This window comes from Archangium sp. (genome assembly GCF_036388035.1).
In the GTDB taxonomy this organism is placed as follows: Bacteria; Myxococcota; Myxococcia; order Myxococcales; family Myxococcaceae; genus Archangium.
Genome location: NZ_DASVSO010000393.1, coordinates 1 through 18,456, shown reverse-complemented (window position 1 = coordinate 18,456; position 18,456 = coordinate 1). Strand labels below are relative to the sequence as shown.

The window sequence follows — 18,456 nt, the reverse complement described above, 5'->3', positions numbered from 1 at the left end:
GGTCCGGCGCGTCGTCATCCCCGAGGACGAGGACGAGGCCAGGTCCCAGAAGCAGGCCGCGGCTCCCAGCATGGACATGCTCCCGCTCGCCGGTGGCATCCTGCTGGTGAACGCCGTGCTGCACCTGTTCGAGTTCCTCTTCCTCCCCTCGGTGTCGACGGAGCCCTCACTCCGGGCGGCCCAGCTCGCGGGCACCCTCATCGGCGTGGGCATCGACTCGGTGCTCGGCGTCAACTTCCTGCGGGGGAGGAACCACTACCGCACCTTCGCCTTCATCCGGCTGCTGGTCGGCCTGTTCCTGTTCGGAGGGATGAGCTTCTACCAGGCGCAGTACCTCTTCACGCTCGTCGTGCTCGCCTTCTCCATCGGCCTCATGGTGCTGGTGTGGACCCGGCCCTCGGCCTTCATGGCCGGTGTCGCCCTGACGTCCGTGCTCCTCGGCGTGGGCGTCGAGGTCATCGGCTTCGTCCGGCTCAACTCCACCCAGCCCCTGCTGGAGCGGGCGCGGATCGCGCTGCGGCCCGACCTCGAGGGAATCCCGCTGCGCGACAAGGACACCATCGTCGGCGACCGGCTCCCCTACAAGCTGCACGTCCCGTCCGAGGGCTGGTACCGCCGCAAGACGGAGTCCGTGCGCGGCGCGGACTCCAGCATCGACGTGTGGCTGTCCCAGCCGGACCAGAACGGGCACCTCGTGGTGTCCCTCCGGAGCTGGGCGGACTCGAAAGCGAAGAACCTGCGCGAGGCGCGGGACGGCGCGCTCCAGAGCATGAAGGCGCAGTACCCGGGCTTCCTCGTGGCCGACACCTCCGACGATGGCATCGGCCCCAAGGCGCCCACCGTGGCCTCCCTCTCGGGGAGCGCGGACAAGGAGGGCAAGCCGTACCGGTTCGAGGTGTCCCTCTACCGCACGGGCGACACGCTCCTGCAGGTGACGGCCTTCGCACCCTCGAAGACCTTCGACACGCTCAACCTGCGCGGAGCGACCACGGCGTTCGAAGCCGAGTAGCGCGGCTCAGAACGTGTACTTCACGCGCGGGAAGAGCGCGAAGGTCGGGATGTTGGGCCCGATGATGTAGCGGGCCATGAAGTCCGCCCCCACCGAGAAGTGATCCATCGGCGTCGCGTACTCCAGGCCGATGCCCACCCCCGCGTTGGGCGCCGTCATCGGCATGCCGGGATCGCCCGAGCCCACCGGGGCGGGATCCAACCGGGTGATGCCCGCCGCCACCTTCGGCATCAGGTAGAAGCGGTTGGCCAGCGGCACCATGTACGCCGCCGTCACGTCCCCGAAGGCCACCGTGAAGTTGTCGGACATGCTGCACACGTTCGTGCCCGGCAGGTACCCGGCGAAGCAGTTGGCCGCCGAGGAGCCCAGTCCGAAGTGGACGCCCAGGGAGACCTTGTCCGTCAGATCGTACCCCACGCCGAGCTGCAGGTACGTCTGCGCGTTCGAGTAGAGGTTCTCCCCGCCGAGGGTGAAGAACGCGCCGATGTCGGCCTCGGTGAAGAAGCCGCGGCGGACCTCCAGCGGGACACCTTCTGGGGGCGTGGCCGCCAGGGCGGCGGTGGGCAGCGACGCGAGCACGGCGACCAACAGCGGCTTCTTCATCGGGACGACCCTCACACGACTTGCCCCTCCCCCGGGACGGGAGAGGGGCGCTGTACGGTTGAAGCTTCTACAGACGAGAGCGACTACTCACCCGCTGGCGAGAAGATCCAGGGGTACGTCACCGCCACCACACCGCCACCCTTGGGCTCGGGGAACTTCCAGCGGCGGATGCGCGAGAGCATGCAGCTCTCGGCCGTGGAGTTGTTCAGCGTGGTCTCCGTCACGTTCGCCTCCGACACCGCTCCCGTCGGATCAATCGTGAAGGCCACCGCCACCTTGCCCGCGAGGCTCGGGTTCTTGTTCAGCTCGGTCTCGTAGCAGTATTTGATCTCGTTCTGGTGGCTGCGGATGATCTTGGCGATCACGTCCTTGTCGAGGCCGCCCACCACCGTCGTCTTGCCGGGGACGATCTTCGTCACCGTCTTGCCGCGGCCCGTCAGGTCGATGCCGCCGCCGTCACCCGCGCCCCGGCCATTGCCCTTGGTGCCGAGACCGCCCAGGCCCAGCGCGGTACCGCCACCGCCGGTGCCACCGCCCCGCGAGCCGAGTCCGCCCACGCCCTGCGCGTCCCCGAGCCCCGCGCCGGCCTTGAGGCCACCCAGCGCGTTGTTGACGCCCGTGCCGACGCCACCGGGACCGAAGACGTCCGAGGCCCCACCCTTCAGGCCCTTGAAGGCGCCGAGCAGACCCACCTTGCCCACCACCTGGCGGTCCTTCTCGCGCTTGGACTTGTCGACGACGGGGGTGCCCGCCTTGGAGGGATCGGCCTCGGCCTTCTTGGCCTCCTCCTTGCCGAACTTGCCCTCCTCGCCCTTGGCCTTCGCGCCTTCCTCCACGCCCTTCAGGTGGAAGCGCTTCAGGTCGATGGGCTTCTGCGGCTGCACCAGGAACTTCGCCACCCGCTGCTGGTTCTGGAAGATGTCGTTGTCGGACTGCGCCTGACGCGGCGTGAGCAGCATGGCCGCCACCACCGCTCCCGCCGCCAGCAGGCAGACGGTGATGATCTTGAACCAGGAGTAGTCCGCCTCGGTGAGCGTGTTCACCGCGACGGCCGGAGAGGGCCGCACGTAGCGCACCACGAAGGTGAGCGTCCCGAGCGACACCTCCGCCCGCTCGTGCAGGCCGAGCGTGTACGCGTGCTCCCGGCCCGAGGCCGTCAGCTTCCCCTCCGAGCGCAGCGCGTCCTTCGTCCGCACGTCCCCGTTGCGGGTGACGATGACGCCCGCGCTCTCGGGGACGCGCAGCTCGATCAGCTCGCCGCGCCCCACCGCCAGCACGTGACTCGCGCCCACCTCGGACTCGAAGACGTGGAAGAAGTTCTTCTTCCCCTCTCCGATGGTGACCGGCACCGCGTCCCGGAAGTGCTGCACCGCCAGCATCTGGTCACCCCAGAGCAGCTGCACCTGGAGGACCTTCGCCTCCTTCGTGGGCAGCGCCTCGGGCGGCAGGGGCTCCTGCATGTACGCCGGAACCGCCGGCCGCGGCTTCCTCCTCGCCGGAGCTGGGGCCACCACCTGGGCCCGCGCCTCGGGAGGCGTGCGGCTGCGCAGACCCGGAGGCACCACGCGGTTGCCCGCCTCCGGAGCCCTCGGCTCCTCTACCACGACGGGCCGGTGCATCACCGAGCCCTGCAGTGCCGTCCTGTTCACCTCCGCGCCCGCGGGCGGCGGAGGCAGCTCCGCTTCTCCGAAGAGCACCTCCACCTGCGAGCCACCCACCATGAGCACATCACCGGGCGCGAGCGTTCGCGGTCCCACCACCCGCTGTCCGCCCACCTGCGTGCCACTCTCGCTGCCCAGGTCGATGGCCGTCACCGAGCCGCTGGACTCCACCTTCAACATCACATGAAGGTTGGAGACCCTCGGGTCCGGAATCTTCACCGCCGCCTGTGCGCCCGACCCCACGATGACGCTCTCGGATTCGGACACGGCCTCCTGCACAGTGCCGTCCGGCCCGGTAATCCTCAGCGTCAATCCGTTCTTCTTCCCCGCCGCCATAGAGGATCCTTCCTCCTCCCTTCCGTCCCACGCCCGCCCGCTTAGAGGTTGTCGACCGACTTCTGCAGCTCGGGATTGAAGTTGTCGCGGACCCGGATGAGGCTCTGGAAGTCCGTCTTCTTCCGGTTGAGCACGTACGAGCCTTCCGGCTTCGTGAGCTCGCCCTCGACCGCCATGTCGGTGAAGTCGATGCTCGTCTTCTTCCGGACGACGACGCGGTCCTCCTCCTGGACGACCTTCACCTCCGTCTTCGCCTCCTCGGCGACCGCTGGCCCCGCCCACAACGCCACCACCGCCACTGCCGCTGCCAGTCGTCTCATGTCAGCCTCCTCTTCCCGTCGGTGAGACAGCGGGTCTCTGGTGAGGTTCCCCCCAGCTCCCTTGCACGCCCTGCACCAACGTCTCGGGTGATGGAATCCCGCGAAATTCCAAGGGTGCGCTCGCAGCACCGGCACCCGAGGTCCTAAAGAGAGGAAAATTTTTCCCTCCCTGATCGGTAGCTTATTCGGTCTTCGGGGCTTCAGACGACGGCTCGGCCGCCGGCTCGCCCTCAACCGTCGGGGAGTCCGCACCAGCCTCCGGCGGGGCACCCTCCGCGGGCGCGGCGCCCTCCGCGGGCACGCCCTCCTGCTGCGCCGCCTCGTCGGACACCTTCTCCAGCATCGAGCCGCTGCCGCCCACGCCCGTCGGTGCCTTCTTCTCCTCGGGCGTGGCGGGCTGGGCCTGGGCGTTCTTGCGCATGGCCTCGATGCCCTGGAGCTTGGCTTCGATCATCTGCTTGTCCTGCGCGCTCGTGGTGCCCAGGTCCTTGCAGCGCTGGAGGAAGCCCACGGCCTTGTCCCAGCCGGTGCGCTCGATGGCGTAGGCCCAGCCCGCGCCACAGAGGGCCTCGGGCTGCTCGGCGCGAAGGGTGAGCACCTTCTCGAAGGCCTCGCCCGCCTTGAGCCCCTTCTGGGGCTCGCGGCCCTTCTGCCCGTCCAGCGCGTAGGCGTAGTAGAGCCAGGCGTCGGGCGAGCCGGGCTCCAGCTCCACGGCCTTGGAGAAGGAGCGCTCGGCGCCGACGTAGTCGCGCCAGGCCAGCGCCATGGCCCCGAGGTTGAGGTGGCCGGGCGCGAAGCGCTCGTCGAGGGAGACGGCCTTCTGGAACTGGGCGATCGCGCGGTCGCGCTCCTCGAGCTTCAGGTAGATCATCCCCAGGTTGTTGTAGATGCCCGGGTCCTTCTCATCGAGCTTGCGCGCGTTGGCGAGCACCAGCTCGGCGAGCCGGTACTTCCCCTGGTCGTAGTAGACGAGCGCGAGGTTCTTGTACGCCTCGGAATTGTCCGGGTGGCGCGCGAGCACGCGGCGGGCGGTGGCCTCGGCCTGCTCGTGCTTGCCCGCCAGCCGGTAGGCCACGGTGAGGTTGTTGAGGAGCGAGGACTCGTGCTCGCGGCCCGGCGCCTTCAGCCCGGCCTCGTAGAGGGCGATGGCCTCCGCGTACTTCTCCTGCACGCGGTAGAGCCGGCCCAGGTTGAGCAGCGTGGGCACATGGCCCGGCTCGAGGAAGCGCACCTTCTCGTAGGCGGCCTGGGCGTCCGCGCTCCGGCCCTGGCGCTCGGCGATGACACCCAGGTTGAACTGGGCGTTGAGGCTCTGCGGCGCCTTCTCCACCACCTCGCGGAAGCCCTTCTCCGCCTTGGCGTAGTCGCCCGCCTCGAAGGCGGCGACGGCCTGGGCGAAGAGCTCCCGCGTGGCCGACTCCTTCGGCGACTCGGGAGCGGGCCGGGCGGCCGGAGCCTGCGCCTGGGCAGGAACCGGAGCGGGCGCCCGCGCCGTCACCGGGGCCTCGGTGGCCGCGGGCTTCAGCTGCGAGGTCGTGGCGCACGCGGCGGTGAGCGACAACGTGGCGGTGGCGAGAGTGCGACGGAACGCCATGAACGTCCTTCCAGCGGAAGCCATCGGGTGCATGTGTGGAATCTTCACGGCAGGACCTCCCCCGAAGCGGTGGGCGGAGTGGGCGCCGCGGTGCCAGCGGGCGGCGTGGTCTCGGGAGCGGCCGTCGGTGCGGCGGGAGCAGCGGGCTCCGGAGTGACACCGGCCTGGCCGGACGCCCCGAGGTCCGAGTCCTTGGCCACGTCGGCCGTGACGAAGAACTCGCTGCCGCGGTAGGGCACCTGGCGCACCTGCGCGTAGGCACCGGGGCGGTAGCGATTCACCTGCTCCTGCGCGGCCAGCGTCCACTCGTTGTAGAGCGACAGCTCGTAGGCCTTGCCCAGCGCCTTCTCGAGCACCTCGGTGGCCTTGTCCTCCAGCGGCAGCGCGAGGTTCTCCAGCTCGCCGCGGTACATGGTGAGCTGGTCCTCGTCGAGCCCGGAGGGATCCGGCGACTCGAGGATGTTGCGCGCGAAGTCCGCGTAGGCGAGGCCGATGCGGGTGACGGCGGCGATGCCCCACTCACCCGAGCCGGTGGCGGCCACGTCCGTGTAGGCCTTCTCCAGCCGCTGGATGGACTGCTGCTTGGCGGCCAGGTCGCGGCGGATGGTGGAGACGCGCTTGAACTTGATGTCCACGTAGCGCTGCCAGTCGTATTCCAGCGCGAGGAAGCGCGCGTGGCCGTAGGCGTTGAGCAGGTCCGGCCGCTGCCGCTCCTGCTCGGACAGCCGGGCCCAGCCGCGGATGAGCTCGCCATGGACGCGCTCGATCTCCCGCGCGTTCTTCACCTTCCGGTTCGCGAGGAGCTGCCGGTAGCGCGCGAGGTACACCTGCCCGCCCTCGGTGCGCGAGTCGCGCCCGTACATCTCGACGAAGGAGTCGAAGGCACGCGCCGCCTCGGCCCACTTGCCGTCCTTCTCGTGGACGAGCCCGAGGTTGTAGGCGATGCGCGGCACGTCCGGCCGCTCCTTGAAGCGCGCCATGTACGCGCGGTAGGCGGTGAGGGCCTTGTCGGACTCGCCCACGCCCTCCCACCAGAGGCCGGCGTTGAAGAGGGCATCGGGCACCCACTCGGAGGCCTCGGCGAGCAGCTTGCGGCGCTCCTCGTCCTTCTGGGCGCGGGACTCGTCGGCGCTCGGGGCGTCACCGGACAGGGACTCCTTGGCGTCCTTGCCCTTCTTCGGCGTCGCCTTGGCCTGGGCCTGCTTCGCCTTGTGCGCCTCGGCCGAGCGCGTGGCGGCGTCATGGGCGTCCACGAAGGCGGCGTACATGGCGGCGGCCTTGCGGAACTCGGCGAGCTTCTCGTAGAGGCGCGCGAGCGTGTAGCGCACCTTGGGCTCGAAGGCGCTGCCCGCGTAGTCGGTGAGGACGCGCTCGCCGGCGGCCGCGCCCCGGTCGATCTGCCCGGCCTCCTGGAAGATGACCATGGCCGAGGTCAGCGCCCGGTCCGCGTTCTCCGACCTGGGGAACTCCTTCACGTACTCGAGGAAGAGCTCGGCCGCCTTCGCCGGGTTCTTCTCCTTCTGGTAGACGACCTCGTGGATCCACTTGTACTGCGAGCCTTCCACGACCCGGGCCACGCGTGAGGCGAACTCGGGGCTGGGCTTGATGAGCTTGTCGTTGGCGAGGAACTTCCGGGAGAGCTGGTTGAGCTCCCACCACTCCTCGCGGGACTCGAGCACGTACATCGTCAGGTCCGCCGCGTCACGCGAGCGCCGCTCGGCGGGGAACTTGTTGATGATCTCCCCGAAGCGCCGGGCGGCATCCAGGTAGTGGTGCCGGTCGTAGACGATGAGCGCCGACTGGTAGCGCAGGTCGATCTCATCGGGGTTGCCCGGGTAGAGATTGTTGTACGTGTCGCACGCGGCCACCAGCCGCTCCTCGAAGCGCGTGAGCGGCTCCTCGGCCTGATCCGTGTCCTTCTTGGTGAGGCGGCCCTTCTTCTCGACGTGACCCTTGGACTTGTTCTCGTCGACCTTCTGGCCGTCCTTCAAATCGCTCTTGGCGAGCTGGCCGCGCTCGATCTTCACCAGCTTGTCGTAGGCCATGATGGCCGCGAAGGACGCGTTCTTGCGGTACGACTCGTTGGACACCTCGCGAGCCGAGTCGCGATCCGGAATCTTGAAGGCCACCACGGCGTCGTACTCGGCGGCGGCGGCCTCCCACTCCTCCAGGGCCCAGAGGATTTCGGCGTAGAAGAACCGCATGTTGAAGGCGGCGTCGGCGACGAACTCGGGATCGGCGCTGGAGGCGAAGGCGTCCACGTACTGCTTGTAGATGTCGCGGGCGAGCCGGTACGTCTCCACCTGGCGCGTCTTCTGCGCCTCCTGGTGGTAGTCCGTGACCATCACGCGCATGGCCTCCTCGGTGACGCTGAAGGCGTTGCGCAGCACGGACTTGTTGTCGCCGTTGGCCTGCCACCACGCGGCGCCGGGCCGGTACAGCTCGACCATGCGCTTCATCTCGGTGCGCACCTGGTTGCGCTGGCGCAGGCCCTCGTAGCCGCGGACGATGGACTGCTGGTACTCGGGGGCACCGGGGCCCATGGGCGCGTCGTCGATGAGGACGCGGTACGTCTTGATGGCGCTGTCGAACTGGCCCGCCTCCGCGAGGCCGCCGGCCATCTTGGAGATCAGCCGCGTCTGCCGCTTCTGGGGCGCCTTCTTCTTGAAGTAGGCGATGCCCTCGACCGGCTTGTCGAGCTGCACGTAGAAGAGCGTCAGGTCGTTGAGCGCCTCGGTCTTGAGGTCACCCAGCTCCTCGCCACGGGCCTCGGCGTAGTCCACCACCTCGTGCAGCCGCGCGAGGCCCTCGTCGTAGGCGCCCACGTTGAAGTCACACCACGCCAGCTTGTAGACGGCGTAGGCGTACACCTTGGCCACCTTCGACACGCGCGCCTTCTCGTAGTAGTCACGCGCCTCCTTCAGCTTGTTGTTGTCGAAGAAGTGGTTGCCGAGCTGGACGTACGTGTCCGGGACGAACTGCGACTGGGGGAACTCCTCGATGAGCTGCAGGTAGCGCTTCACCGCGTCGTCGCGCCGGCCGAGCTCCTGCAGGTTGTAGCCGAGGTCGAAGAGGATCTCATCGCGCTGCGACCAGTCCGTGTAGGCGCTCAGCAGCTCCTCGTAGATGCGCATCGTCTCGCCGCGGTAGCGCTCGCTCTCGCGGTGGTCTTCCTTGGGCGCATCCAGCTTCTCGCCCCGGGCGGTGGCCGCGTCATAGGCCTTCTCCGCCTCCAGGTAGCGGTTCATCTCCTGCTGGTAGAGGTACTTGGACTTCTCCCAGTAGAGCTCGGCCAGGCGGTAGAGGATGTCCGCCTTGTTGTGCGAGCCCTCCTGAAGCTTGGGGGCGAGGCGCTTGAAGCCCTCGATGGCCTCGTCGCGCTTGCGATCCGCCAGCCTGTCCTTCTGGGCATCGGCGATGCGGGGCGTGTTGTCCAGCGACGAGGGCCCCACGCGCGCGGGCCCCATGCGGGCCGGCCCCTGACGCACGGGCTCCTGTTGCTCCGAGCCTTGACGCTCCGAGTCAGGACGCGGGGGTTCCTGGCGCGCGGCCCCCTTGCGGGCCTGCGCCGCCTGGGATGGCTTGCGAGAAGGCTGGGCCGCCTCCCCTGCTCCGCCCGTGGTGAGCGCCACGCCCACCGCCAGCGCACCGAAACGAAGGACCGCCTTCATGCGAGCTCCTGTGGTGGGTCCGAGGGAAGAGAGGACGCCCGGCAACCGGGTCGCACCCTCCGCGTCCCGCCCGCCCCGAGCTCCGGATGAAGCCGGGCCGCCCCCATCGCCTCCCTGCCACCCACCGAAAGGGACGACGGAAAGTAGACGCGCCAGAGTGGAATGAGAAGTGCTCCAACCCCGGAGATCCGCGCGATGTCGCCCCCGTGGGCACACGGATGTTCCGAGTCTGAACAGCACGAAGGGGCGGCACCCGGCGCGATGTGCGCGGGCCCGCCCCGTGTCCTTCACCGCCCCCGAGGCGTCACTGCTGCTGGAGCTTCGCCGGGCAGCCGCGCTTGAGGGTGTACTGGTAGTAGCCGATCTCGTCGCGCCAGAACTCGCCCTGGAACTTCCAGTAGTTCCACGCGGCCCCGGGCATCTTCGGCCGGTAGATGGACTGGGTCTTGAGCACCGCCTTCTGGTCCACCCCCGCCAGCAGCAGGTCCTTCTCGTCGAGCGCCGTCTGCACGCGGATGAGCTCCGCCTGATCCGCGAAGGTGCGCAGGTTCTGCGCGGCCTCCTGCAGGCGGCTCTTGGCGAAGCGCCCGCCGATCTGGATCAGCGTGCCGCGCACCTCCTCCAGCGAGCCCACCAGCTCCGGGACGATCCCCGTGCCGCGCCAGGAGCCCAGCTCGTTGAGCATGCGCTTCTCCTCGTCCACCTGGGAGATCATCCGCATGACGTCCTGGATGCGCTCATTGCCGCGGATCCACAGGTACACGGGGGCCGGCAGCCGCCGGTTCTCCGCCGCCACCAGGTTGTACGCGGACAACATGTCCACGTCCTCCCCGACGAAGGGCTCGAGCTGCCGGGCCATGGGCTCGTAGAGCTGGTCGAAGGCGGCCAGGGTGGTCTTCACCTCGTCGAAGAGGCAGCTGTAGTAGTAGACGGTGGCCTTGAGGACCCACGACTCGGGCTGGAAGGCCCCCTCGAACTGGGGAGCGTGCAGCGCCTGGAGGCTGCCGAGCGCCCCGCCGAAGTCCTCGCCCTGGAAGCGGGCGAAGCCGTTCTCGAAGAGGGCCTGATCCCAGAAGCGGGCGTAGCGGGGCACGGCCTCGTAGGCGGCGATGGCCTGCGGGTACTCGTGGCGGCCGTAGTGCAGGCGCCCCATGGCCAGCAGCGCGAGCTGCCGCACCTCGTCCCGGGCGATCTGCTCGCCCTTGGCCTCCAGCGACTCGCGGAAGGCGGCCAGCGCGGCGGCGTCCAGCGTCTCCGCCTCGCTGGGACGGCCGGGGAAGCGCGGATCCGCCAGCACCACGCCCAGCAGGTAGCGCGAGCGGGCATAGACGCGGCTATCGGACGGCACCGCCTCGAGCAGCGAGCGCGCCTCCTCGAAGCGTCCGCGGCGCTGGCTGATGGTGCCCACCATGTAGTTGACGCGGGCGAGCACCTCCTTGGGCAGCCTCACCCACTTGTCCCGCACCTCGGGCGTGTACGCCTTGTCGAGGATGTTGGGCACGAGGTTCTGCTCGTTGAGCTTCTGCTGCACGTCCACGAGCCCCTCCAGCGCCTGGAGGTAGTTGGGGTGCTGGGGGCCGGCGTTGACGATCTGCGTGTAGGTGACGAGCGCGCTGACGTGCATGCCCTTCCGGGCGAAGGACTGTGCCAGGTAGTACTCGGAGCGGGCGCGCACGTCGGAGTCCACCGCGTTGGAGGACAGCTCGAAGAAGCGCGGGGCCGCGTCGTCCAGCTTGCCCGCGTTGAAGGCCGCGAGCGCCTGGTTGTAGGCGTTCATGTCCTGCGCGGTGGCCGCCAGCGGCGCGAGGACGAGGAAGGCGGAGAGGATCAATCGGTGCATGGGCGCGGGCCTCAGAAGAGAAGGGAGAAGCCGGCGTAGAAGCCGAGGTTGTTGAGCACGTCCGAGGAGGGATTGCCGACGAGGTCCTTCCCCAGGACGATGTCCTCGCGGTAGTTCTTGCGCGTCTTCGGGTCCACCCCGTCGAACTTCTGGTACTGGCAGCCTCCGCTCAGCCCCAGCGAGCCGAAGTCCTTCCCGCTGCCGCGGGCATCCTCCAGCTTCTGGAAGTCCTGCAGGTTGCAGCCGTCCACGCGATCCACGCGGGCGGTGTAGACCTGATCGCGCACCTCCAGGCGCACGGCCATGGAGTCGCCGAACTGCACGCGGAAGCCGCCGCCCACCGAGCCGAGGAACTTCGTCCCCGTGTCACCGAAGCGCGCCGGGACGGTGAAGGACTCGCCATCCACCTGGTTGGTGACGTCGGGGCGGATGAGCACGCGCGTGGAGCCGATGCCCGCGCCGCCGTTGATCACCAGGCTGAACTGCAGCAGGTGGTTGTCGTAGAAGGCGAACTTGCCGTAGAGCGGCGTCACCTCCACGCCCGCCTGTGCGCCCCACACCAGCAGCAGCGCCGAGGCCGCCTGCGCCTGCTCGCGCACCTTGTCGATGAGCTCCAGGTTGAAGAGGCTCTCGTTGGAGTACCAGTTGTACTGGGTGGACACCTGGAGGCCGAAGTTCTCCTGCAGGTGGTACGTGTAGTGGAACGCGGAGCCGGTGTGCTGGGTGAAACGGCCATTCACCTGCGCCACCACCGGGTAGAGCGAGAGCTCGTGCTTGCCCTCGTCCGCGAAGCGCTTCTTCTGCACCACGTGGACGGACACGTTCGGGTTGTGCAGCGGCGCCCCGTTCACCAGCCGGTGCTGGCTCAGGTCCGCCACCGGCTGCATCTCGGGCGGCTCGGACGAGGCCAGGGGCGCATCCGTCGCCGGCACCGGCGTCTGGGCCTCCAGCGCCTCCTCCGACATGGAGGGCGCGGGCTGCTCGGGCGCGGGCCGCGAGGGCCGAGGCTCCGGCTTCACGGGGATGGGATCCACCTCCGAAGGCGTCACCGGGGTCTCCTGCTGTGGAGCCGCGGCGGCCTCGGCGGAGGCGATGGGCTGCCCGGACTCGGGCGCCTGGGCCAGGGCCGGCGGAGCGGCCACGGCCAGGAGGAATGCGAAGAGCGAGGTGGGTCGCATGGGAGACGTCAGCCTCAGAAGAGGAAGGTGTAGCCAAGGTCGAACTGCACCAGGTGCGTCAGACCCGGGTTGGGCGCGGGCTCACCACTCTCCCGCCCCGCCTCCCAGTCCTCGCGCGACACGTTCACGCGGTACTGGTCCATGAAGACCCAGTCGCGCAGCTCGAAGCGGATGGCGTGGTGGCCGCCCGCCAGGAAGAAGCGGAACCCCGCCGCCCCGGAGGCCACTGGCGCCACGCGCGTCTCGGTGCGCCAGTAGTTCTCGGTGGCGGTGGAGCGATCCTCCAGGTCCGTCCGGTTGTCACAGATGCCCAGCTCGCGATTCGTCACCCGGGTGCACTGGATCACCGACTGGCGCCGCAGCGAGGCCAGCCCGCCGCCGCCCCAGAGGTACAGCTGGAAGTGGGCCGTCTCGTCGGCCAGCAGCGACAGCTTGCCGTAGATGGGCGCCCAGCGAGCCCCCACCACGCCGTGCAGATTCATCTCCCACATGTCCTCGAGCTCATCGGTGATCTTCTTGTCGTCCCGATTGAGGAAGCTCTCGGAGATGGAGCGAGCCAGGCCCGTCTGGCGGCTGAGCGCGTAACCGGCGCGGGCCTCCAGGCCGAACGTGTTGAAGAGGTTGTAGGCAACGCCGGCGTTGAGGTTGTAGTGCGCGGTCAGGTACTCGCGCAGCGGCAGGCCCACCGAGAAAGACACCTCCAGCTTCTCCTCCGGAGAGAAGAGTCGGTGGCGCACGGCGGCCGGATCCAACACCTGCTCCTGAGCCGAGGCGGACAGCGCCGTCAGCAGGAGCGCCAGCGAAACGAAGCGGGGTAGCGTTCGTGCAGTCATGGTCCTTGTGGGGCCACGATGTGCGCATGCGGCTTCCCAGGAGCAAGAGAGCAGGCGCCACAGTGGGGCGCAGTTTGCATCCCCAGGGCCCGGAGCGACCTGTGGCCAACGTTTCGCGGCCTTGCGGAGCCCGGAAACACGAACGCCCCGCCCGGGAGACCCGGAGCGGGGCGTCGTGGCTGGACCCTGTGGCGGTGCCTGAAGGCTCGGTAGGACGATGAACCCGGCCCTCTCCCCTGCAAGGAGAGGGAGCACACACAGGGCTACGGCATTACTTGGTGCGGGCGGCCTTGTGCTGCTCGCGCAGCGCGACCTTGATGCTCGTGCGGACGATGACGATGCCATCGTTGTGGCCGGGAACGGCGCCCTTGATGAGGAGCAGGCCCTTCTCCACGTCCACGTCCACCACGGTCAGGTTCTGGGTGGTGACCTGCTCCACGCCGTAGTGACCGGGCAGTTTCTTGTTCGGGTACACGCGGCCGGGCGTCTTACGCTGACCGATGGCGCCCGGGTGACGGCGGTACTCGTGCGTACCGCGCGTCGCCGTCTGCGAGCCCTTGAAGCTCCAGCGCTTCATGACGCCCTGGAAGCCACGGCCCTTGGTGATGCCGGTGACGTCCACGAGCTGGCCCTTGCCGAACAGGTCCGCCTTCACGGCGTCGCCCACGTTGAAGCCCGCCGCGTCCTCCGCGGACACCCGGAACTCCTTCAGGTGACGGCGCGGCTGCGCGTTGTTCTTCTTGAAGTGGCCGATCTGAGCCTTCGTCAGGCTCTTCTCGCGGATCTCTCCGAAGCCCAGCACCAGGGAGGAGTACTTGTCCTTCTCCGGGGTGCGCTTGCCCACGACCGAGCAGGTGTTGACGTCGACCACCGTCACCGGAACGAGGTTGCCCTCGTCGTTGAACACCTGGGTCATCCCAATCTTCTTGCCAATAAGACCCTTCACGTCGTCCTCACAGCTCGCGCGTTTCGCGCGAAAACATCAATGATTCCAGCAGGTTGCGTCCGACTTCAGTCCCCGGACGCCAGGAAGCGGCGCAATGTAGCAGCTTGCCCCCCACCGTCAAGCACCGAGGGAGGGGCCCGGCTTCACTGCGCGCGATCCAATCGCGGGTAGAACGGTGCGAGCTGCGCATCGGCGATGCGCTGGGTGTACACGTCCTCGCCGAGGAGGAACAACGCCTGGTCCAGATAATCCTCCGCGGCCTGGACCTCGGTCTCCTTCTCGGCGATCGCCTGGTCGATCTCCGCCATCGCCTGGTCGAAGGCCTCCTTGCGGGCGGCCATCTCGTCCTCCAGCTCGAGCATGCGCTTGTGCGCCAGGATGCCCGCCGCCCCGGGCTGACCGGGCTTGGGCGTGAGGGCCATGGCCACGTCCCGCTCCAGGTTCTCCACCTCGCGGGTCAGTCGCATCTGCTGGATGCGGTTCTTCTTCAGGTTCTCGCGGGAGACGCCCAGCTTGGACTCGTCCTGGGTGGTGAGCTCCAGGTCGGCGTGCTTCTTCTCCATCTTCTTGAGCGCGTCCTGGGCGTAGCGGAGGTCCGCACGGCGGGTGGACAGCGTCTTGCGCAGGGTCTTCGTCTGACCCTCCACGGCGTCCACCGCCTTCTTCCACTTCTTCACGATCTCGAGCTGGGCTTCCCGGTCCGCCTGGTGCTGGGCGAGGTAGTCCTGCCAGGCCGCGTCCTCGTCATTCATCTGCTGCTCGAGCGCGGCCAGCTCGTCCCGCCGGGCCACCAGCGCCGCTTCGGCGCGGTAGACCCGGTCCATGGTTCGAGGGCAGTTGGGCTTGCCCGCGAGGCGATCCCTCGCGAGATCCCCCAACTGGAAGATCAGATCGTTATAGCTCTCGGCCTTGGCCATGCCCCCTGTTCTACAGGGAAGGCAAGCAGGCTGTCAGCTTTCGGCCGGCGCGGCGGCGACCGAAGAGGCGTGGGCCTCGGCGGCGGCCTGGGCGGCACCTTCGGCCAGGGCGAAGAGCTCCCGGGCCCGATCCTGCTCCTCGGTGCGGTTGAGCTCGCAGACCCAGGCGCTGGAGAGGTCCGCGTGCTGGCGGGCCAGTTCGGCGGTGGATTCGTACCGGGCCGCGGAGGCTCGGGCGAAGGCGCCCTCCCGACGCAGCTCCAGCACGGTGTCGCCATCGAGGGTGATCTCCTCGGGCGGCACGGGCAGCGGCCCGCGACCGAGCGCCGCCAACCGGGCCAACAGCCTGGAAGCGTGCGCCCGACAGAAAGCAGCGAGAACCATCAACCGCGCCCGCCCGCGGCTATCGCCCAGGCGTTCGGCGAGCATCGTCATGCGACGCGCCGAAACCACCTCGGATTCCCATGCCGCGGCCAGCGCCGCGGCCAAGCGGGTATGCCTAGCACCCATCAGCCCTCCCCAAGTCCTGCCCCCGATCCCGGCTCGAAGCTAGGGACGGACTTGAGCGGATTCAACCGACTCACCCAAAAGCACGCTCCATCAACCAATAACCGCCGGCCGCGAGGATGAGGAGGGAGAGGGCGCGCACCGTCGGTTGGTGGACCCGAGGTCGTCGTTGTACCAGCCGGACGAGCGGCAACAGCACGGCGACCACGGCGGCCTGCCCCAGCTCCACGCCGAGGTTGAAGCCAAACAGTCCCGTCACCACCGCGTCCCCCAGGCCATAGCCCCGCAGCACACTGGCGAAGCCGAAGCCGTGGATGAGTCCGAAGAGGAACGTGAGGACGGCCCGGTGCTGGTGCTCGCGCAGCACCAGGTTCTCCACCGCCACCCAGATGATGGACGCGGCGATGGCCGCCTCCACCCAGCGGGTGCGCGCCTCGTCCAGGATGATGTAGCCCAGCGCGGTGGCTCCCAGGGTGAGCGAGTGGGCCACGGTGAAGGCCGTCACCAGCAGCAGCACCCGCCGGAAGCTCCCCCCCACCAGCAGCAGGGCCAGCAGGAAGGCCAGGTGATCCACCCCCGCGAAGATGTGGGTGAGCCCCAGGCCGATCCACTCGAGCAGGCCCGAGGGATTCTCCTGGCCCGCCTGTCCGGGCTCGGACACCACCAGGGTTGGCTGGGAGGCATCCGCGAACCGCCGCCCCTGCTCGCCCTGCACGGAGCTGCCGAGCACCACCTTGTAGTTGGCCGGCAACAGGGACAGCAGGGAGAAGCGCTGGCGGAGCTCGCCGGGCGGACACGAGAAGACGGCGCCGAGCTCCACGTACGTCTCGCGCACCCGGGCGGTGGCCTCGGTGCGGGTGCAGGGCCGGCCTCCGGCGGACAGGGGAATGGCGTCCCAGATGCCCACGGCCAGCGCCGCGGCGCGCGCGTCCAGGTCCGCCTGGGTGAGCGTGCCGTCCCCGTCCGCGTCCGCGGGAATGAGCAGGGCGAGCGTCGGAGCGGTGAGGGTGATGCGCTCGCGCACCTCCGGCCCGCCCGCGTCGGGGCGCCAGAGCTGCGCGAAGAGGATGTCCGCGTCGTGAGCGCCCGCGCTCCCCGCCACCAGCAGGAAGGCGAGGGGTACCGCCAGTCGGGCCGTGCGCCACATGGGCTCCGGAGACTGCCCCCGGGCCCCGCTGGCGTCTACTCCTGGATGAACTCCAGGTGGATCTGCTGCCGACCGCTCAAGCCCCCGTGCCGGGAGCCGCAGCGCGGGCAGAAGAGCGGCCCGTCCCAGTCCCAGAGGGCCTTCACCTCCTCGCCGCAGCACAGCAGGGGGATGACCCTCAAGTCATCCGTGTCCTGGGGCATGGGCCCGGGCAGCGCCTCTGGCTCCACGCTGACGAAGGTGGGCCGGGGGTTCAACGAGAGGGTGCGCGACACGTAGGCGAGCTGCTCGTAGCGCACGTGGTTGGCCCAGGCCCGCGCGAGCGCCTCCACATGGGCCTGCTGCGCGGGGGTGAGCCACTCGTCCCCCGCCGCCCGGTGGCCACAGTACAGGCACCACCAGTCCGGCACCTCGTCGAAGCTCTCGTGCGCGTTTTCAAAGGGAAAGAGCGAGGCCAGCCTCCGCTGGAGGATGCTCGCGTCGTGGCGGCAGGGCCGCGTCTTGAAGTCCCGCTGACACGCCGGGCACTCGCGCCGCACGAAGCCGCTCGCGTCCCGCGGCAGCTCTAAATGGATGATCGCCGGAGCCCGACTCATGCGAGGGCCCCTCGCCCCCTCCGCGCCACCGCGAGGATGAGGGCCACCATCGAGAAGATCAGCAGCAGGTGGACCCAGTGGCCCTCGGTCGAGCCGCTGATCAACCCGAGCACCCACAGTACGAACAGGATCGCGCTCATCGTCCAATACACGCCGCCCGCTCCTCTCCCCTGGTCCCTGGAGGACCGTGCGCGAAGGTGGAGCCGCTGCCCAGCCGCGGCAACCCCTCCTTTCGACAGTCCCGCTGTGGGAAGTCGACTTCCCAGATCGGACTTTTTTTCCGGTACGTCCTTTCCCTCTTCACGGGGCGTCTTCGTGATTCCGGGGGTTTGCCTCCCTGGCACGGTGACTGCTTTGGCCGGGCGTCGGCCACAAGGGGCACGTGGCGCGGTCATCTGGTCACGTGCGGGGAGGGTGTGATGCGAGGGTGGACGGTGGCAATGGTGGCGGCGGGGGTGTTGGTGGGAACCGGGGCGCGAGCTTTCCAGCCCTACTTTCCGGGCGAAAACAGTCCGGAGATGATGGAACTACGCTCGAAGTTGGCCGAGCGGGAGGCCAACCTGGCGCGGCTGCAGGAGGAGTCGGCCCTGTACGCCGAGGCCGAGGTGCTGGGCGTGGTGGAGGCCGTGGAGGCCTCGCGGCTTCCGGAGCGTCAGCAGCGGCGTCTGGCGATGGCGATCGTCCGCGAGGCCCGGCGCAACAAGCTGGACCCCATGCTGGTGGTGGCGCTCATCCGCTGTGAGAGCTCCTTCAACAACTACGCGGTGTCTCACGTCGGCGCGATGGGGCTGATGCAGGTGATGCCGGACACGGGCATCTACCTGGCGGATCGGGCGGGCTTCAAGCTGGAGCGCCACACCAATCTGTTCGATTCCGAACTGAACGTGGAGCTGGGCACGGCCTATCTGGCGGACCTCATCGGGCGCTTTGGCTCGGTGGAGAAGGCGCTGGTGGCCTACAACGCGGGCCCCACGCTGGCCCGGAAGATCCTCGCCAAGAAGGACAAGCGCGACCAGTTCATGGCGGGCTACCCGGCCAAGGTGATGAAGGAGTTCCGCCGGCTGAAGGCCCAGCAGGCGCGCGAGCTGACCCGGCTGGAGGAGAAGAAGGCGTCCAACGAGCCGGGATGACCGATTGTGGACACTTTTCACGCTTGCTGTCCGACAGTGAGGCGGTTTTTTCGCGGCTCGGGCTGCAAACCGGGAAAAGAGGGGGCACTCTACGTCGCCGGTCTTGTGCGCTGGGGTGGGTGGTTCCACCCCAGGCCGGGCGTACCCGACACGCCCGGTTCCCAGGGA

16 protein-coding genes are annotated in these 18,456 nt (G+C 68.8%); 2 read left to right on the top strand and 14 right to left on the bottom strand.

Annotation, left to right across the window (positions count from 1 at the left end; translation table 11 throughout):
* Nucleotides 1-1,009, top strand: a 1,009-nt coding sequence (locus VF697_RS16015) for a hypothetical protein (RefSeq protein WP_331095875.1), incomplete at its 5' end; no start/stop codon positions are given.
* Between the two features lie 6 nt (nt 1,010-1,015).
* Here the strand turns inward: VF697_RS16015 and cglE are convergent.
* The 14 genes from cglE to VF697_RS15945 form a co-directional block, all read right to left on the bottom strand.
* On the bottom strand, nt 1,016-1,612 hold the full coding sequence (gene cglE, locus VF697_RS16010; RefSeq protein WP_331095873.1) for an adventurous gliding motility protein CglE: 597 nt from the start codon (nt 1,610-1,612) through the stop codon (nt 1,016-1,018).
* Nucleotides 1,613-1,695: 83 nt separating this feature from the next.
* A complete protein-coding gene (locus VF697_RS16005; RefSeq protein ID WP_331095872.1) occupies nt 1,696-3,609 on the bottom strand; it encodes an AgmX/PglI C-terminal domain-containing protein in 1,914 nt (637 codons plus the stop codon).
* A gap of 41 nt (nt 3,610-3,650) precedes the next feature.
* A complete protein-coding gene (locus VF697_RS16000) occupies nt 3,651-3,929 on the bottom strand; it encodes a hypothetical protein (protein WP_331095870.1) in 279 nt (92 codons plus the stop codon).
* 181 nt (nt 3,930-4,110) lie between these two features.
* On the bottom strand, nt 4,111-5,523 hold the full coding sequence (locus VF697_RS15995; protein WP_331095868.1) for a tetratricopeptide repeat protein: 1,413 nt from the start codon (nt 5,521-5,523) through the stop codon (nt 4,111-4,113).
* 44 nt (nt 5,524-5,567) lie between these two features.
* Complete coding sequence (locus VF697_RS15990; protein ID WP_331095866.1) at nt 5,568-9,194, bottom strand: tetratricopeptide repeat protein; 3,627 nt, start codon at nt 9,192-9,194, stop codon at nt 5,568-5,570.
* Between the two features lie 304 nt (nt 9,195-9,498).
* On the bottom strand, nt 9,499-11,034 hold the full coding sequence (locus VF697_RS15985; RefSeq protein ID WP_331095865.1) for a tetratricopeptide repeat protein: 1,536 nt from the start codon (nt 11,032-11,034) through the stop codon (nt 9,499-9,501).
* A gap of 11 nt (nt 11,035-11,045) precedes the next feature.
* Nucleotides 11,046-12,212 carry an outer membrane beta-barrel domain-containing protein gene (locus VF697_RS15980; RefSeq protein ID WP_331095863.1) on the bottom strand — a complete coding sequence of 389 codons (1,167 nt, stop codon included), beginning with the start codon at nt 12,210-12,212 and terminating at the stop codon, nt 11,046-11,048.
* Between the two features lie 14 nt (nt 12,213-12,226).
* On the bottom strand, nt 12,227-13,045 hold the full coding sequence (locus tag VF697_RS15975) for an outer membrane beta-barrel domain-containing protein (RefSeq protein WP_331095862.1): 819 nt from the start codon (nt 13,043-13,045) through the stop codon (nt 12,227-12,229).
* A 271-nt stretch (nt 13,046-13,316) separates the two neighbouring features.
* The gene (gene rplC, locus VF697_RS15970; protein WP_414641294.1) at nt 13,317-13,991 is read right to left on the bottom strand and encodes a 50S ribosomal protein L3; all 675 of its coding nucleotides are present in this window, start codon (nt 13,989-13,991) and stop codon (nt 13,317-13,319) included.
* A 143-nt stretch (nt 13,992-14,134) separates the two neighbouring features.
* Entirely contained in the window at nt 14,135-14,908 is a 774-nt protein-coding gene (locus tag VF697_RS15965; RefSeq protein ID WP_331095860.1) for a hypothetical protein, read from the bottom strand.
* A gap of 33 nt (nt 14,909-14,941) precedes the next feature.
* Nucleotides 14,942-15,343 carry a hypothetical protein gene (locus VF697_RS15960; RefSeq protein ID WP_331095858.1) on the bottom strand — a complete coding sequence of 134 codons (402 nt, stop codon included), beginning with the start codon at nt 15,341-15,343 and terminating at the stop codon, nt 14,942-14,944.
* A gap of 145 nt (nt 15,344-15,488) precedes the next feature.
* A complete protein-coding gene (locus VF697_RS15955) occupies nt 15,489-16,562 on the bottom strand; it encodes a HupE/UreJ family protein (RefSeq protein WP_331095856.1) in 1,074 nt (357 codons plus the stop codon).
* Between the two features lie 35 nt (nt 16,563-16,597).
* Nucleotides 16,598-17,158 (bottom strand): hypothetical protein, encoded by a 561-nt coding sequence (locus VF697_RS15950; protein WP_331095854.1) that lies wholly within the window; start codon nt 17,156-17,158, stop codon nt 16,598-16,600.
* Nucleotides 17,155-17,298, bottom strand: coding sequence for a lmo0937 family membrane protein (locus VF697_RS15945; RefSeq protein ID WP_414641293.1), 144 nt, complete (start codon nt 17,296-17,298; stop codon nt 17,155-17,157). Before VF697_RS15945 ends, VF697_RS15950 begins: the two co-directional genes overlap by 4 nt.
* Nucleotides 17,299-17,676: 378 nt before the next feature.
* Between VF697_RS15945 and VF697_RS15940 the strand changes: the two genes are divergently transcribed.
* Nucleotides 17,677-18,288: a lytic transglycosylase domain-containing protein gene (locus VF697_RS15940; RefSeq protein ID WP_331095850.1), complete on the top strand. Its 612-nt coding sequence runs from the start codon at nt 17,677-17,679 to the stop codon at nt 18,286-18,288.
* The last annotated feature ends 168 nt before the right edge of the window (nt 18,289-18,456 follow it).